This window comes from Shinella sp., assembly GCF_049651085.1.
Classification (GTDB): domain Bacteria; phylum Pseudomonadota; class Alphaproteobacteria; order Rhizobiales; family Rhizobiaceae; genus Shinella.
This window is the reverse complement of record NZ_JBASBL010000016.1, coordinates 167,310-183,458: the sequence shown is the minus strand read 5'-3', so window position 1 is coordinate 183,458 and position 16,149 is coordinate 167,310. Positions and strand designations below refer to the sequence as shown.

Annotated in this window: 15 protein-coding genes and 1 other RNA gene; 7 read left to right on the top strand and 9 right to left on the bottom strand. The window is 63.9% G+C overall.

Going from position 1 to position 16,149, the window contains the following annotated elements; all coding sequences use genetic code 11:
• Positions 1-236 precede the first annotated feature (236 nt).
• A complete protein-coding gene (locus WA950_RS09610) occupies positions 237-2,288 on the top strand; it encodes an ATP-binding protein (protein WP_424551482.1) in 2,052 nt (683 codons plus the stop codon).
• A 6-nt stretch (positions 2,289-2,294) separates the two neighbouring features.
• On the opposite strand, the gene miaA is transcribed toward WA950_RS09610, so the two are convergent.
• Positions 2,295-3,215, bottom strand: a complete 921-nt coding sequence (gene miaA, locus WA950_RS09605) for a tRNA (adenosine(37)-N6)-dimethylallyltransferase MiaA (RefSeq protein WP_424551481.1) — start codon at positions 3,213-3,215, stop codon at positions 2,295-2,297.
• On the opposite strand from miaA, the gene serB reads away from it, so the two are divergent.
• Together serB and WA950_RS09595 are read left to right on the top strand one after the other, a co-directional pair.
• Positions 3,214-4,107, top strand: coding sequence for a phosphoserine phosphatase SerB (serB, locus tag WA950_RS09600; protein ID WP_424551480.1), 894 nt, complete (start codon positions 3,214-3,216; stop codon positions 4,105-4,107). The two genes, miaA and serB, sit on opposite strands and share 2 nt — an antisense overlap.
• Positions 4,104-4,667 carry a GNAT family N-acetyltransferase gene (locus WA950_RS09595; RefSeq protein WP_424551479.1) on the top strand — a complete coding sequence of 188 codons (564 nt, stop codon included), beginning with the start codon at positions 4,104-4,106 and terminating at the stop codon, positions 4,665-4,667. The genes serB and WA950_RS09595 overlap by 4 nt, the downstream gene beginning before the upstream one ends.
• Before the next feature lie 72 nt (positions 4,668-4,739).
• On the opposite strand, the gene WA950_RS09590 is transcribed toward WA950_RS09595, so the two are convergent.
• The 7 genes from WA950_RS09590 to WA950_RS09560 form a co-directional block, all read right to left on the bottom strand.
• Positions 4,740-6,221: a DegQ family serine endoprotease gene (locus WA950_RS09590; protein ID WP_424551524.1), complete on the bottom strand. Its 1,482-nt coding sequence runs from the start codon at positions 6,219-6,221 to the stop codon at positions 4,740-4,742.
• Positions 6,222-6,396: 175 nt separating this feature from the next.
• Positions 6,397-6,585 (bottom strand): DUF2065 domain-containing protein, encoded by a 189-nt coding sequence (locus tag WA950_RS09585; protein ID WP_424551478.1) that lies wholly within the window; start codon positions 6,583-6,585, stop codon positions 6,397-6,399.
• Between the two features lie 7 nt (positions 6,586-6,592).
• Positions 6,593-7,522 carry a protease modulator HflC gene (hflC, locus tag WA950_RS09580; protein ID WP_424551477.1) on the bottom strand — a complete coding sequence of 310 codons (930 nt, stop codon included), beginning with the start codon at positions 7,520-7,522 and terminating at the stop codon, positions 6,593-6,595.
• Positions 7,522-8,658, bottom strand: coding sequence for an FtsH protease activity modulator HflK (gene hflK / locus WA950_RS09575; RefSeq protein ID WP_424551476.1), 1,137 nt, complete (start codon positions 8,656-8,658; stop codon positions 7,522-7,524). Before hflK ends, hflC begins: the two co-directional genes overlap by 1 nt.
• A 214-nt stretch (positions 8,659-8,872) precedes the next feature.
• Entirely contained in the window at positions 8,873-9,394 is a 522-nt protein-coding gene (locus WA950_RS09570) for a dihydrofolate reductase (protein ID WP_424551475.1), read from the bottom strand.
• Positions 9,395-9,415: 21 nt separating this feature from the next.
• A complete protein-coding gene (locus WA950_RS09565) occupies positions 9,416-10,210 on the bottom strand; it encodes a thymidylate synthase (RefSeq protein WP_424551523.1) in 795 nt (264 codons plus the stop codon).
• Positions 10,211-10,297: 87 nt separating this feature from the next.
• Positions 10,298-10,609: a DUF2853 family protein gene (locus tag WA950_RS09560; protein ID WP_424551474.1), complete on the bottom strand. Its 312-nt coding sequence runs from the start codon at positions 10,607-10,609 to the stop codon at positions 10,298-10,300.
• A gap of 216 nt (positions 10,610-10,825) precedes the next feature.
• On the opposite strand from WA950_RS09560, the gene ssrA reads away from it, so the two are divergent.
• From ssrA to WA950_RS09540, 4 genes are all read left to right on the top strand, one after another.
• Positions 10,826-11,185, top strand: a transfer-messenger RNA (tmRNA) gene (gene ssrA / locus WA950_RS09555).
• 111 nt (positions 11,186-11,296) lie between these two features.
• Positions 11,297-11,815 carry an SspB family protein gene (locus WA950_RS09550; RefSeq protein ID WP_424551473.1) on the top strand — a complete coding sequence of 173 codons (519 nt, stop codon included), beginning with the start codon at positions 11,297-11,299 and terminating at the stop codon, positions 11,813-11,815.
• A gap of 9 nt (positions 11,816-11,824) precedes the next feature.
• Positions 11,825-12,022: a DUF4169 family protein gene (locus tag WA950_RS09545; protein ID WP_424551472.1), complete on the top strand. Its 198-nt coding sequence runs from the start codon at positions 11,825-11,827 to the stop codon at positions 12,020-12,022.
• 70 nt (positions 12,023-12,092) lie between these two features.
• Positions 12,093-12,323, top strand: a complete 231-nt coding sequence (locus WA950_RS09540) for a ribbon-helix-helix domain-containing protein (protein ID WP_424551471.1) — start codon at positions 12,093-12,095, stop codon at positions 12,321-12,323.
• Here the strand turns inward: WA950_RS09540 and WA950_RS09535 are convergent.
• The gene (locus tag WA950_RS09535) at positions 12,316-16,116 is read right to left on the bottom strand and encodes an AsmA family protein (protein ID WP_424551470.1); all 3,801 of its coding nucleotides are present in this window, start codon (positions 16,114-16,116) and stop codon (positions 12,316-12,318) included. The two genes, WA950_RS09540 and WA950_RS09535, sit on opposite strands and share 8 nt — an antisense overlap.
• Between the last annotated feature and the right edge of the window lie 33 nt (positions 16,117-16,149).

The window sequence follows — 16,149 nt, the reverse complement described above, 5'->3', positions numbered from 1 at the left end:
GATGGTTACACCACCCTGCCCATGCGCCTTCCCACCACAAGAATGATAGCCGTCAGATATTTCATGGGGCGGATTGTTAGCCACAAAGGCACGGCGCGTCAACGCTTTTCCGGCTGTTTCGTAACAGCACGCTTTTTGGCCGCCTGCGCAAAGGACGGCAGGAAGCCGGCTCGACCAGAAACGTCTTATTAAGCGGCCCCGGTTAATATCTTGAATACTGGCAAGGAGTGCCGCGGGTGCTGAACAGTGATTTCCAAAGTTCGATAGTGGCCGGCGAGCAGGAACGCCGGGATGACATTGCGGCTGGAAACCGACTGCTTGGCCGCGTCGTCGCCTGCAGCGGCTCGCGCGCCACCATCAGCGCACTTGCCGAGGGAGGCCAGACGGCGCTCACGGAATTGTGGGCCGTCGGCCGGCTCATTTCCATTTCCGTGGGCCGCAACCGCGTCGTCGCCCTCGTCTACTCCATGTCCACCGACCAGCAGAACTGGCTGGAGGATCAGGATACGGTCTTCCGCATTGATGTCGAGCTTCTGGGTGAAGTGCATGTCAGCGCGGACGGGCGCGAGGAATTTTCCGCCGGCATCACCGACTATCCCCATCTCGGCGCCATTGCCCACCGCATCCGCACCTCCGATCTCGCCAAGATCTACGACACCGGCAAGAACAATGTCTGCATCATCGGCAAGCTGACACAGGACGAGAGTATCGACGCGACGATCCACGTTCCGTCCATGCTGGAGAAGCATTTCGCCATTGTCGGCACGACCGGCGTCGGCAAATCCACCTCCGTCACCCTGCTGCTGCACAAGGCGATCCAATCCGATCCCAAGCTGCGCGTGCTCATTCTCGACCCGCACAACGAATTCGCCGCCGCCTTCGGCGACCTTGCACTGGTCATCGACACCGATACGCTGGACCTGCCGTTCTGGCTGTTCAAGCTGGAGGAATTCGCCGAAGTCATCTTCCGCGGCCGCCCGCCGCTGGTGGAGGAAATGGATATCCTGCGCGACCTCATTCCCGAGGCCAAACGCGCCTTCCGCGGCTCGGTCGAAAACGGTCTCATGCGCCGCACCAGCGAAAAAAGCTCGGTGACCGCCGATACGCCGGTCCCCTTCCGCATGGCGGACCTGCTGGCGCTGATCGACGAGCGCATCGGACGCCTCGAGGGGCGGGCGGAAAAACCGCACCTGCGTTCGCTCAAGGTCAAGATCATGTCGGCGATCAACGACCCGCGTTACCACTTCATGTTCTCCTCCAACACGATCACCGATACGATCCTCGACACGATCGCCCGCATCTTCCGCATTCCGGGCGACGGCAAGCCGGTGACGACCTTCCAGCTCGCCGGCATTCCGTCGGAGGTCGTCAACTCGGTCGCCTCGGTCCTCTGCCGCATGGCCTTCGAAATCGGCCTGTGGAGCAATGGCGGCGTGCACATGCTGGTCGTCTGCGAGGAAGCGCACCGCTACGTACCGGCCGATCCGAAGCTCGGCTTTGCGCCGACGCGCCAGGCCATCGCCCGAATCGCCAAGGAGGGCCGCAAATACGGCGTCTCACTCGGCATCATTACCCAGCGCCCCGGCGAACTCGACCCGACGATCCTGTCCCAGTGCTCGACAGTCTTCGCCATGCGCCTTGCCAATGACCACGACCAGGAGATCATCCGCTCGGCGATCCCGAACTCTTCCTCCTCGACGACGAGCTTCATATCGTCGATCGGTAATGGCGAAGCCATCGCCTTCGGCGAGGCTGTTGCGGTGCCGATGCGCATGCGTTTTTCCCGCGTCGAGACAGGCCGACTGCCGAAAGCCAACGGCACCACCATCAAGGCCAGCGACGACACACCGCAAAGCGTCGACCTCCGGTCAATCGTCTCGCGCATGCGTGCGGTCTCTGGGCCGGACATCTCCAACTTCCAGAATTCGTACCTCACCTCGCAGGGACAGAGCGCCACTGTAACGACCGGTTACGAGGATGCACCCTACGAGGACGAGGAAGACTATCTCGATACGTTTCAAGCCGAGGCCGCACCTTCACCCGCCCAAGAACGCTATCGCCCGGACATGTTGCCCGGTGCAGGCGGAGCCTACGAGGCATCCCCGCAGGAGCGGCTCGAAACGCTTCGCCGTGAGCTCTCGGGCGAAACGCCGCGGCCGGCCGCAGATCCCTACCGCCAGCCGGCGCGCCCTGCACCTGCCTTTGGCGAGCAGCAGGAACCGCGGCGTGAAGGCTCCATTCGCGAGCAGCTTCTCAAGAAGCCTTTGAGCAGCCTCATCCGCCGGTAAGGCGTCTCACGCTTTTTCAGCGCTTTCGGCGGACGGATCGATCCGCTGCCAGCTCTCGTCGAGCTGGTTGCGAAACCAGGTCATCTGGCGCTTGGCGTATTGCCGGGTCGCCGCCGCGCCGCGCTCGACGACCTGCGCCTCGCTCAGCTCGCCGGCAAGCATCGCCGCGATCTGCGGTACGCCAATCGCCTTCATCACCGGCATGGCCGCGGGAAGAGCGAGCGCCAGCAGGGCCTTGACTTCCTCCACCGCACCGGATTTCAGCATCTGCCCGAAACGCCGGCCGATGCGCGCGGCAAGCACCGTGCGGTCCGGCAGGACGACGATCTTTTCCGCCTGCGCGGGTTCGATCACCGCAGGGCCGGCCGCCGCGTGGAACGTGGAAATGGATCGGCCCGTCGCCTCCAGGACCTCGAGCGCCCGCACGATTCGCTGGCCGTCGCCCGGCATCAGCCGGGCCGCCATCTCGGGGTCGCGCTCGGCAAGCATCCGGTGCAGCATCTCGGCGCCGTCAGTGGCAAGCAGGCCGCGCATGCGATCGCGCACAGCATCAGGAATGGCGGGCATGTCCGACAAGCCACCCGTCAGCGCCCGAAAATAAAGGCCGGTTCCACCGACGAAAACCGGACACTTTTTCCGCTCGCGCAACTCGGCGACAACCGCCGTCGCCTCCCGCAGCCAGTCGCCGGTGGAATAGGCAGCGCCCGCCAGCACATGGCCGTAAAGGCGGTGCTCGATACCCGCCATGTCCTGCGGCTGCGGACGCGCCGTCAGGATATTCAGCGTGTCGTAGACCTGCATGCTGTCGGCATTGACCACCACGCCATCGTGGTCGGCGGCCAGCCGCACGGCAAGCGCGGACTTGCCGCTCGCCGTCGGGCCGGTTATCAGGATCGCGTCCCGCATTAGATCAAGGTTTTTCATCATGGCTTTCGTTGCCACGCTTGTCGCCAATCCGTCAAATCCTGTTCTGACGCCCGCCCTCGCCGAAAAGGTCGCAGATCAGCTCAGGGCCTCCGGCCTCTACTGGCTCGCCGACGGCATTGCCTGCGACATCGCGCTTCGCGACGACAGCGACATCGATGCAGCGCACGACACGATCCGTGCAGTCATCGGCGGCGCGCCGATCGACTTTGCCATTCAGGAGGCCGAGACGCGGCGCAAGAAGCTGCTGATCGCCGACATGGATTCGACGATGATCGGCCAGGAATGTATCGACGAGCTTGCCGCCGAAGTCGGCCTCAAGGACAAGGTCGCCACGATCACCGCCCGCGCGATGAACGGCGAAATCGCCTTCGAGCCGGCGCTACGCGAGCGCGTCGCACTGCTGAAGGGCCTGTCTCTCTCGGTCGTGGACGAGGTGATCGCCAAGCGCATCACGCTGACGCCGGGCGGCAAGGAACTGATCGCGACGATGAAGGCGAAGGGTTTTTACACCGCCCTCGTCTCCGGCGGCTTCACGGTCTTCACCAGCCGCATCGCCGCGACCCTCGGCTTCGACGAGAACCGCGCCAACCTGCTGCTCGACGCCGACGGCAAGCTCACTGGCGAGGTCGCCGAGCCGATCCTGGGCAAGCAGGCCAAGGTGGATGCGCTGATCGAGATTTCCGAACGCCTCGGCATTTCGCCGCAGGACGCCATGGCGGTCGGCGACGGCGCCAACGACCTGGGCATGCTGCATCATTCCGGCGCCGGAGTGGCGCTGCACGCCAAGCCCGCCGTCGCGGCGGAGGCGAAGATCCGCATCGACCACGGCGACCTTACCGCCCTGCTCTACCTGCAGGGCTATCGCAAATCCGACTTCGTGATCCCCGAATGATCATCACCACGACAAAGCGCCTCGTTCTTCGCAACTGGGAAGACAAGGACCGGAACCTCTTCCACGAGATCAATTCCGATCCCGTGGTCATGGAATTCTTCCCCTTCCTGCGCACGCGCGCCCAGTCGGACGAAACCTTTGAGCGCATCCGCGGCATCATCACGCAGACCGGCCTCGGCTTCTTCGCGCTCGCCGATGGCCGGACGGATGCAGCCATGGGCTTCTGCGGCCTCTCGCGCACGACGAAGCAGGAGCCCTACGTGACGAACGGCAGCGTCGAGATCGGCTGGCGGCTGGCACGGCGCCATTGGGGCCACGGCTATATTACCGAGGCGGCGGAAAAGCTCCTGGAATTCGGCTTCGAGGACAAGGGGCTCGACAAGATCGTCTCCTTCGCCGTGGCAGACAATGTGCGCTCCATTGCCGTCATGCAGCGCATCGGCATGGTCAATACCGGGCGCGACTTCGATATGCCCGGCATCGATGAGGCCCGCGCCGAGCTTCGCCGGCACGTGCTCTACACGATCGACCACGCCGCCTGGCAAGCGAAAGGCCGCTGAAGCAAAGCTCCAACGGCCTGAATCAAACTCTCGCCTGCTGCCGCCAAGCCCCTGACGGGACTCGGCTTTCCGTCAGTCGATGCGCACGGTGATATAGCGCAGCGCACCGGTGCGGTTGGCGATCATCATCAGTGCATTGCGACGATCTTCCGACTTTAGCTTGGCAACGCGGCTCTTGACCTCATCCGCCGTCGTCACTGCCTCCTGGCCGATTTCGACGATCACGTCGCCGGGTACGATGCCGCGTTCGGCGGCGGCCGTGCCCGGTGCAACCTCGGTGATCACCACGCCCTTGACGCTTTCGACGATCTCGAAGGTCTTGCGCGCCTCCTCGTCAAGGTCGCTGATGCCCATGCCGAGCACCCTATCAACCTTGGTGGGATCGGTCGCGCCGCCGGTCTCGGGCGTCGTGCCCTCTCCCGCCGTGCCTTCCTCCTGCGTCACCTCGTCTTCGGCGTCAGCCTCCTTCTCGCCATCCTCGAGGCGGCCGAGCGTGACCTTGACGGTCATTTCCTTGCCGTTGCGCAGCAGCACGACGTCGACAGCCTTGCCGACAGGGCTTTCGGCGACGACACGCGGCAGATCGCGCATCTCGTCCACATCCTTGCCGTCGAAGCGGGTGATGACGTCGCCGGTCTCGATCGAACCGTTGTCGACTGGTCCGCCCTTGATGATGCCGGCAACGAGCGCGCCCTTGGCCTCGCTCATGCCGAGGCTTTCGGCGATGTCGTCGCTGACCGGCTGGATGCGCACGCCGAGCCAGCCGCGCCGCGTCTCGCCGAAATCGCGAAGCTGCGTGAAGATGTTCTGCGCCAGTTCCGTCGGCACGGAAAAGCCGATGCCGATCGATCCGCCGGAGGGCGAGATGATCGCCGTGTTGATGCCGATGACCTCGCCGTTCATGTTGAACAGCGGGCCGCCGGAATTGCCGCGGTTGATGGCGGCGTCCGTCTGGATGAAATTGTCGTAGGGGCCGGCATTGATGTTGCGGCCGCGCGCCGAAATGATCCCCACCGTCACCGAACCGCCGAGCCCGAACGGATTGCCGATCGCCATCACCCAGTCGCCGATGCGCATGGTGCGCGAATCGCCGAAAGGCACCGCCTTGAGCGGCGATTTCGGCTCGACCTTCAGCAGCGCCAGGTCGGTCTTCGGGTCGGTGCCGACAAGCTTCGCCTTCAGCTTGGAGCCGTTGGCGAAGTTCACCTCGATATCGTCCGCCCCGTCGATGACGTGATTGTTGGTGGCAATGAAGCCCGACGGATCGATGACGAAGCCGGAGCCGAGCGAATTGACGGTCTGCGGCTGGTTCGAGCCGTCACCGCCCTCGCCCTTGAAGAACTCGTCGAAGAAGTCCTGGAAGGGCGAGCCTTCCGGAACCTGCGGAACGGGTGCCGTGTCTTCGCTCTTGACGTTCTGCGAGGTGGAGATGTTCACCACCGCATCGAGCAGCCCTTCGGCAAGGTCGGCGACCGATTCCGGGCCGGCGGCAGGCTTGACCTCGGCGGCGGCCGGAACGGCGAATGGTCCTCCCGCGACCAGCGAAAAACTCATCGCAAGCGCGAGTGCCGCATGGGCAACGCTGGACCTCATCTTCAAAGCCATGTTCGGCATCCTCTGTGCTGGCAGTCGTGACGAGTGTTTGCCGAGGATACGGCAAAAATCAGTCCGCCACGCCGATTTGATATGAAGTCTTGCCCGTCTTCGCGGTCGCTCGCAAGAGCGCGGCTCACGCGGCGCGGATGAACCAGACCATCAGCACGCCAAGCGCAACGGCAACGAGCCCCGATATGCGCAACTGCGTTTCCGGGATTTGCGGCAGCATTTCCGCCATGCGCTTCAAAACCGAAGGGGCCAGTGCGTACACCAGCCCCTCGATGATCAGGAAGAACGCGATCCCCGTCAGGAAATCGGACATGGCGTTCTCAGTTTGCGGTCGACGGTGTCGTCGCCGTGCCGTTCGTTGCAGGCTTCGTGCCGGCCGCATCCTCGAAGAAGCGGAAGAACTCCGACTGCGGCGACAGGACCAGCGTGGTATCCGACGCCGACGACATCGAATCCCGGTAGGCGCTCATCGACCGGTAGAAGTCGAAGAAGGCCGGATCCTGCGAGAAGGCTTCACCGAAGACGCGGTTGCGCTCGCCTTCACCCTCGCCTCGCAGGATTTCCGAATCACGCTGCGCTTCGGCCAGGAATTCGACGACCTGACGGTCGGCGATGGCGCGGCGGCGCTGGCCTGCTTCGTTACCGCGGGCGCGGATCAGTTCGGCTTCGGCAAGACGCTCGGCCTTCATGCGCTCGAAGGTCTGCTGCGAGACTTCCTGCGTGAGGTCGGTGCGGCGGATACGAACGTCGGAGATCGTCAGGCCGAGGTTCGACGCATCGTTCGTCAGTTCGCCACGGACTTCACGCATCATCGAAGCGCGCTCTTCCGAAAGAGCGGATTCGAAGCCACGCAGACCGTAGACACGGCGCAGGGCCGCATCGAGACGGGTGCGCAGACGCGCTTCCGCCGATTCCCGGTCACCCGAGACGGTCTCGCGGAAGCGGCGTGCATCGGTGATCTTGTAGACCACGAAGGCATCGACTTCGTAGAACTTGCCGCCCGAGACCTGGACGCGGATGTCGTCGAGGTCGAAGCGCAGCGCCTGGTCCTGGATGTACTGAACGCTGTCGGCATCCATGAAGCCGAAGGGCAGCTTGAAGTAGAGGCCCGGCTCGGTCTTGACGTCCTGGATCTGACCGAAGCGGATGACGATCGCCTGCTGGCGCTCATTGACGACGAACACCGACGAATAGCCGATGAAGAGGAGAACGCCGAGGGCGATCAGAATGGCTGGTATACGGTTGCCCATTACTGAGTGCCTCCCGTGCTCTGCTGCTGCTGGGTCGTGGCACGGCCGAGTTCGTTAAGCGGCAGGAAGGGAACGACGCCCTGTCCGCCCTGCTTCTCGTCGATGATGACCTTCTTCGAGTTCTTCATCACGCCTTCCATCGTTTCGAGGAAGAGACGCTTGCGGGTCACGTCGGGCGCGAGCTTGTACTGTTCGTAGACCGACAGGAAGCGCGCGGCCTCACCTTCGGCTTCCTTCACGACGCGGTCCTTGTAGGCGGCCGCTTCTTCGCGAACCTGCGCTGCCTGACCGCGGGCAAGGCCCAGCTTCTGGTTGGCATACTGGTTGGCTTCCTCGAGGAAACGGTCTTCGTCCTGCTCGGCGCGCTGCACTTCGTCGAACGCATCGGCCACTTCACGCGGCGGCGCTGCATCCTCGATGGCGACCGTGTTGATCGAGATACCGGCGCCATAGGCATCCATGGTGGCCTGGATCGTCGTCTTCACGCCTTCGGCGATCGCCTGACGGTTGTCGCGGAAGATGTCCTGCGCCGGACGGCGGCCGACGACTTCGCGCATGGCGCTCTCGGAGACCTGCTGCAGCGTCTCGGCCGGGAATTCGAGGTTGAAGAGGTAGGACTGCGGGTCCGTGACCGAATAGAGCACCGAGAACTGCACGTTGACGATGTTCTGGTCGCCGGTCAGCATCAGGCCCGAACTCTCGGAATTCGACGCCGCGGCGCGACGGCCGATATTCTGCTGCTGCTCGGTGATCTTGACCAGTTCGACGGTCTCGAGCGGCCACAGGTGGAAATGCAGGCCGGGCATGGAAACTTCCTGCTTCGGCTTGCCGAAGCGCAGTTCGACGCCGCGTTCATCCGGCTGGACGGTATAGATCGCGTTCATCAGCCAGAAGACGCCGACGAGCAGCAGCGCGATGACAACGACGCCACCGTTGATGCCGCCGGGCATGACGTTCTTCAGCTGGTTCTGGCCGCGCCGGATGATTTCCTCAAGATCGGGTGGGCCGCCATTGCCGCCCCCACCGCCGCGCGGGCGGTTCGGTCCCTGCCCCCACGGCCCTTGATTGTTTCCACCACCGCCGCCGCCACCGCCGCCCCAAGGGCCGCCGCCGCCGTTCTGATTGCTCCAGGGCATCAATACCTCTTTCTTTCAAATCCCCTCGAAGCATTTTCGCATTCTTCAAAAACGCAAAAACACTCCAGCTCTGTTTCTGCACAGCACGCGGATCGTTTTACTGCGCTGCACGAAGTGAACCCGTTATAGGTATCCCTCCGGCACCTTTCAACAAATCCGCGCGGCCTTGCGGGCTTGTGCGGCAAAATAGTTCGTGATCGGCTCGATTTATGGTTTACGCGGCCGTCTTGCGGCGCCATGTCACGAAACGCATGGCGTGACTGTCCTTTTCGCCCTGAGGAATGGGCTCCTCGACGATCTTCTCGAAGACAGCCAGATCGATCGCCGGAAACCGCGTATCGCCATCCACATCCGCCTCGACATGGGTAACGTGCAGAATGTCGGCCCGGTCGAAGACCTGGGCATAGATCTGCCCGCCGCCGATGACGCAGATTTCATCGACGCCGAGCCCTTCCGCCTCGCGCCGGGCTGAGGCCAGCCCTGCATCGAGCGAGGACACGACTTCGGCACCGGCCGCGCGAAAGGTCGCGTCACGGGTAATGACGATGTTCGGCCGGCCGGGCAAAGGCCTCCCGATCGAATCCCAGGTCTTTCGCCCCATCAGCACCGGCTTGCCGAGCGTCAGTTGCTTGAAACGCTTCAGGTCCGATGGCAAGCGCCACGGCAGGTCGCCATCGCGGCCGATGACGCCGTTCTTCGCAACGGCCACGACGAGGACGATCTTGGCTTGGCTCATGCGGGTCCAGCTCTCCGGATATCAGACGGCGATCGGCGCCTTGATGTTTGAATCGGCTTCATAGCCGACCAGGGTGAAGTCCTCGAACTTGAAGGAGAAAAGGTCCTTCACATCCGGGTTGAGCTTCATGAAGGGCAAGGGCTTCGGCCGGCGCGTCAGCTGCGTGCGCACCTGCTCGAAATGGTTGGCATAGATGTGCGCATCGCCCAGCGTGTGCACGAAATCGCCGGGCTTGAGGCCGGTCGCCTGCGCCACCATCATGGTCAGCAGCGCGTAGGAGGCGATGTTGAACGGAACGCCGAGGAAGATGTCGGCGGAGCGCTGGTAGAGCTGGCAGGAGAGCTTTCCGTCCGCCACGTAGAACTGGAACAGGCAGTGGCACGGCGGCAGCGCCATTTCGTCGACCAGCGCCGGGTTCCACGCCGAAACGATATGCCGGCGCGAATTCGGATTGCTCTTGATGGAACCGACGACGGCGGCGATCTGGTCGAGATGGCGGCCGTCATGGGTCGGCCAGGAGCGCCACTGGTAGCCGTAGACCGGGCCGAGTTCGCCCTTCTCATCGGCCCATTCGTCCCAGATGGAGACGCCGTTGTCCTTGAGATAGGCGATGTTGGTGTCGCCCTTCAGGAACCACAGGAGTTCATGGATGATGGAGCGCAGGTGCAGCTTCTTCGTGGTCAGCACCGGAAAGCCTTCGGAAAGATCGAAGCGCATCTGGTAGCCGAAAACGCCGCGCGTGCCGGTGCCCGTCCGGTCTCCCCGGTCAGTTCCGTTTTCCATCACATGGGCGAGAAGGTCGAGATATTGCTGCATGGTCGCCGCCGATTCGTTGTCCAGCATGAGATACTAGAGCGTGGGCGGCGGCGACCATAGCATGAAATGGGATTTCCCCGGCTTTCCTCAGGCGAGCGCGCCGAGCTTTCCGAGTTCCTTGGCGGTGAGATAGTAGAAGGTCACGCGCGACTTGGTGCGGTCGTCGGCCATGGCCTTGCAGACGGCCTCGACGGCCTTGTCGGCAGGATCGCCGGTGACGCCGAACTTCTTGCTGCACCACTTCTCCTTCACACGGTTCAGTTCTTCCGGATCGGAGCAGGAGACGAGCGAGGAGTCGCGGTTGCGCAGGGCGATACCAAGATGGGTCACGATCTTCTTGACGATGGCCTCGTCGGCACCGCTGTCATACTTGCGGACATCTGCGAGATAGTCGGTCATGGTGTCTCCTCTATGGTTCGGCCGCCACCGTCATGGGGTCCCGCCGCGCAACCATGTTTTTCACGCAGCGATGGCAAGTCAAGCACTAATAAACGCGTCGAGCCCCGGCTGCGGCCCGAAATGCGCGCTCCATCCAGGCTTCCGTCCACATCCCGGCGGACGGCGAAACCGCGAAAACAGCCTGACGGCGAAAACTTGCCGAACCGCTGTCACAAAGCCCTTTTCTTGCGACGCAAGAGTGCCTATATGTGAAGTGCTGCCTCGGCAGCTATGGCAATAAACGGGCGGTGTAATAAACCCATTGGACCCGGGGGCGGTACCCGGCGCCTCCACCAAAAACCGGTCATTTCGACGGACCGGCTTTTGATGGGGGCGAAATAGGATCGACAAGGGCGTAAAGATCGACTTTTTGCTCGGCATTGTACCACCGTTATCGGGCTAAACTTGTAGTTGCAAACGACAACTATGCGGAAGCTCGTCTCGCTGCCTAATGGCGGTGTGACACTTCACTCAAAGTCCTGACGGGTCGCACCGGCAGGCGGGGTCCGAAGGCACCTGGCAACAGAAGCCTTCACCTTCTCCAATCTCTAGAAATGGTCTATAGCTGTGCCACATGACTCGTGCCGGCAAGCATGAGAACGACCCTACAATGCCTGACGACAAAGGCAGGAAGAAAGACAGGAACGGATGGCGCAAGACCACATTCGCTACGACATTCTCGCTCAGGACGCGCTGCGCAGCGTCATTCGCAAGGTTCTGTCCGAGATCGCCGTCACGGGCCATCTGCCCGGCGAGCACCATTTCTTCATCACCTTCCTGACCAACGCCCCCGGCGTGCGCATCTCGCAGCACCTCAAGGCGAAGTATGCCGAGCAGATGACCATCGTCATCCAGCATCAGTTCTGGGATCTGAAGGTGACCGAGAGCCTGTTCGAGATCGGCCTCTCCTTCTCCGACACGCCGGAAAAGCTGGTCATCCCGTTCAACGCCATCCGCGGCTTCTATGACCCGTCCGTCAGCTTCGAGCTGGAATTCGACGTGCCGGCGGTTGAGGAAGACGAGAACTCCGCCGAGATCACCGCCTATCCCACCCCTGCGGAAAAGGCCGAAGAGCCCGCCGAGGAGCCGACGCCGCCGACCGGTGGCGACGACAACAACAAGGGTGGCTCCGTCGTCTCGCTCGATTCGTTCCGCAAGAAGAACTGAGGCCGCGCGATGAGCGGCGACGTCGTCAATCTCCGCCAGTTCCGCAAACAGAAGGCGCGCTCCGACAAGGAGAAGCAGGCCGAGCAGAACCGTGTGGCCTTCGGCCGCACGAAAACGGAAAAATCCCTGACGCGCGCGCTCAACGACAAGGCGCAAAAGACGCTCGATCAGGGCCGCCTCGAGCGGCCCGACGACGCTAAAGACTGACCTTTCAAACCCTTACCGGCAAAGCCGGAATCGATCTGCCAATCACCTGAACAGGTGCGCGAGGACGGGCATGATCCGCAAATATTCAACGACGCTGCACGGCCACCGCACGAGCTTCTCGCTCGAACCCGCCTTCCATGACGAGCTGAAAGCCATTGCCGACGAGCGCGGCCTGCCGCTTGCCGCCCTCTTGCGGGAGATCGACGATGCGCGCGGCGTGGACGGCAATCTTTCCTCGGCTCTGCGCCTGTTCGTGCTGGAATGGCTGAAACGGAAAAACGGCGAACAGCCGGTCAGTTGAGCCCGGGCAAAGCATCGAAATTCAGGCTCTGACCGCTATCGACCGGCGGCAACTCGCCGCCCCGTTCCACACCGTCGTCGGGCGAGACCGGCAAGCGGCGACGCTTGGCCGCCTCCTCCGCCTTGCGGGCTTCCTCGGCCGCCCGCTGCTGGGCAAGCCGGCGAGCCTCCTCCTGCCCTTCCAGCTGAATACGGGCGTCTTCCGCAGCTTTTCGCTTGATCCGCTCGGCCTCTTGCGCAGCCTCGCGCACGGTGCGTTCCTGCTCGGCCCGTTCGCGGGCTTGCGCGCGCCGGCGCTGTTCTTCCTCCACCTGCAGGCGCGTGGCCTCGGCAAGTGCGGCACGGGCTTCGGCACGCGAACGATAGAGCGCGGCCTCGCGCCGCAGGCGCTGTTTTTCCAGCACATTCGCCTGCAAGGTCTCGACGCGTCGCCGCTCGGTCTCGAAGCGGCGCAGCGACAGATAGTTGGCGAGCGGCTGCACGTCGAGTTCTACGCCAGGCGCCTCCACAAGGCCGCGATAGGCGAGCGCCACCTCCGGATCAGCACCGGCCAGCGCATCCTCACCGGCCTTGTAGGTGAGCGAGAGCCGCCCTGTCATCGTCCCGTCGGCAAGAGCGACATCCGCGTCGCCCGAAAGCGCGGCCCGGTCGTCTTCCGCCGTCACGCTCTGCACGCGCAACCTGCCGCCCGCAAGCGCGAAGGGAATGCGCGCCGTGCCCAGCATCGCCTCCCCCTTCAGGATGGCATCGGAGGCGAATCCGGAAACGCGTTCCGGCGTGATATCGCCTTCGATGCGATCGGCTTGCGCCAGCAGCGTGGGTAGCGCACTCGTATCGAGCCCCCGGATGACGAAACCGGAAATGCGTGCGTCGCCCGAGCCGCTGGCCCCCTCGACCATGGCGCGCACGTTCTTGCCGGAAGCATCGACGGCAAGCGTCACGTCCGCCTTGCCGCCGGCGACTGCGCCAGCGGGACCGGACCAGACGATCCGCGACAGGTCGACGCCCGAAAGATCGGCGCGCGCCTCGAACAGCCCGTTCTCGTCGGCATTGGCGATCTTGATGCGCCCGGAGAGCTTGCCGCCAAGCCAGTCGCCCGCCATGTCGGTCAAGGTCAGTTCGCCGCCCTTCCAGAGAAGATTGCCCTTGAAGCCCTCCACTGCACCGTAGAGGCCCGGCCAGAACGACCCGGCTTCCAGCGCGACGGACATGTCGGCAGCGTCGTGAAGCGGCTGGGTGAGCGGCGCGGCATTCAGCCCGCCCTCTGCGATATCCGTCACGGGGCCAGCCACAGCCTCCGCAAGGAAGGCGAAATCGACCGTATCGAAGCGCAGTGCGCCCGTGCCCTTGAGCGTCGATGCCGTGCGGTCGAGCGTCAGATCGCCGGAAAAGGCATTGCGGTCCGCTTCGCCGGCAATTCCGGTAATCGCGAATGCCCCGGTGCTCGTCGCGACGGCGGCCTGCAACGCGAGCGGCAGCCCCGCACCGGCCTGCGGCACGGCGATGCCGTTCATCATCAGATAGGGCTCGATGTCGTCGCTTCTCGCCGTAAGGGCGAGCGAGCCGGACAGAAAATCCTCGGCGGAGAGAATGGCCGTGCCTTTGGCGGTGATCGACGTGCTGCCGGCGTTGAAGGCGGCCAAGACATCGGCAGGTCCTTCCCCTGGCTGCGTGACGTGGAAGGTGAGGCTTGCATCCGGATCGGCGTCAAAGGGGAGCGGATCAAGCCCCATCTGCCCGGCGAGCACCACCGATTGCGGATTGAACAGGCTGCCTTCCAGATTGAAATTACCGCCGCGCAGGAGATCGGCAGGCGTCGGCGCCGACAGTTTCAGCTCGATGCGCCCGTCATTGACGGGACCGGCGAGCGTGACAGTCGCCGGACCTTCCTCCTCACCGGAGAAGGTCGCCCGCAGGGAAAGATCGGCATTGTCGTAGTAGCCGGCATTGGCGAGGAACCGGGCAAGCAGCGGATGGGCCGGCAGGTGCCGCGCCAGAAGCTCGGCGACAGGCCGCATAGCCGCCGCCTTCAGCGTCAGGTCCATCCCGGCGCTCGGCGCCAGAAGCGAGCCGCCGATCGTGCCGCTCGCCGACAGTGCCGCGCCTTCCAGCGAGGCGATGTTGAGACGGCTCAGTGTCAGGAGGCCGTCCTTCACCGAAAGCGCGGCGGTGACGCCCTCGGCGCTTTCCCCGAAGGCGAGAAGGCGATCCGCCTTGAGGTCGAGCGCGATCGAATGGTCGAGCACGGTGGAAAGCGAGGCATCGCCCGCCACGAGGCCGACAAGGGCCTGAAGCGATTCCAGCTCCACTTCGTTGCCGCGCAGTTGAAGCGAGAGCGTCGGATCCGCCTCCCTGCGGGATTCGCGCTCCAGCCGGCCGGTCAGCGACGCGCCGCCGATGGCGATTTCGAGATTTTCGAAGCGCTGCAATTCGTCCGTCAGGCTCACCCGGGCGGAAAAGCCCGCCGTCTTCAGCTTGCGGATTTCGGGATCGACGGAACCGGCAAGCCAGGTCGCCAGGCCCGAGGGCTGGTTGGAGGCGATCAGCAGGTCACCCACGAAACCGCGGTTCTCGCGCAGCATCAGCCGACCATTGGCCTCAAGCGCGGTGCGACCCGGCAGCAATGCATCGGCCCGGTCGATCCGCCAGCCGTCGCCGTCCGGCTTCACGTCGAGCCGGATCTCGCGCACCGTCGTATCGCCCACCACCACGGCCGGCAGGAAGAGGCTGGCGCGTCCCGGCACCTGCGGGATCGGAATATCGGCCGCGATCGCCAGCAGCGCCTGCAGCCGCTGGCGGGCGGAACCCTGCGGGTCGCGGCCGGTCTTGCCGGTCTCCCCGCTGTTTCCGATACGGCTGACATCGATCTGCTGGCCATCGGCGATCAGCAGGAATTCCGGCGCACGGCCGGTATCGAGCGTCGCCTCGCCCGTCACCACATAGGGATCGTCATGCGGACCGGCTTCAAGACGGTATTCCGGAACGCGGATACGCTCGTTGGAAAGCTCGAACTTGCCGGCGACGCGGATCGGCTCGGCCGCGCCCTCGCCTTTCGGGCGCGGCTTTTCGGAGATCGTGAAGCCGCCCTGATATTGCGGACGGAAATCCACCACCTTCAACGCACCGTCGAGATCGGCGGTGAAGGTCAGGCGATCGGGAACGATGCGGGCGCGCAGGGAAAGCGTATCGTTTTCAAGCTGCCCGCTCGCAAGCTGGAAGGCGCCACTTTCACCGTCGAGCGCCGCGCGCCCGTCAATGCGCCACGGTCCGCCGAGCGATTTTGCCGAGACCTGCGCATCGAGGCCGGTGACATGGCGCGTGCGGCCGGTCTGTTCATCGACGAATTCGATCTCGCCGCCGGTAATGGAGACATTTTCGAGAATGACGGTGCGGGCGGGAATGTCTGCCTTGCGCCCGCGCGCCCAGTCGAGCGTGCCGTCCTCGAAGAGCTTTATCCGCGCCTTCGGCTCCTCGATGCGCATGTCGAAGATCAGCGCCTCGCCGGACAGGAACGGCGCCAGTTCCGCATCCATCGAGAAGCGCGCCACCTCGACCAATGGCTTGCCATCCTCGGGCGAGCCGACGCGCACGTCGTTGAGCGTCACCGAGGGAAACGGGATCAGGCGCGCATCGACACTGCCATGGACCACGACCGTGCGGCCCATGATGCGGCTCGCCTCACGCTCGAAACCCTGCCGGAAACTGGTCCAGTCGACGAAAAACGGGGCGAGCAGCGCGACGAAGAGCGCCACGACCACGAGGCCGCCGACAAAGAGCATTATCCTAGAAAGCACGCCGCAAGCCTCGAATTCCGTTCCATCGCCGTA